Raw genomic sequence first — 267 nt, 5'->3', positions numbered from 1 at the left:
CTTTTTGTTGCAGATAAGACGTCTGTTGTCCATGACGCACTTGGTGCCCTTCGCCTAAAACTCGGTAAAGAGCTTGGGCTCATCGATGAGTCTCTTTTCAACTTCTTATGGGTTGTTGATTGGCCGCTGCTTGAAAAAGATGAAGAAGAAGGCCGCTTCTATGCTGCCCATCATCCTTTCACAATGCCAGTGCGCGACGATCTTGAATTAATTGAGACAAGTCCAGAAGACATGAAAGCACAGGCTTACGATCTTGTCCTAAATGGC

At 46.1% G+C, this 267-nt stretch carries 1 protein-coding gene; it reads left to right on the top strand.

The features are described 5' to 3' along the window. Positions 1-267 (top strand): amino acid--tRNA ligase-related protein (locus SB658_RS24425; protein WP_410602958.1); only part of this gene is annotated, 267 nt, incomplete at both ends.

This window comes from Bacillus sp. SIMBA_008 (assembly GCF_046535495.1).
Lineage (GTDB): Bacteria > Bacillota > Bacilli > Bacillales > Bacillaceae > Bacillus > Bacillus subtilis.
This window is presented reverse-complemented; position numbering and strand designations above follow the sequence as displayed.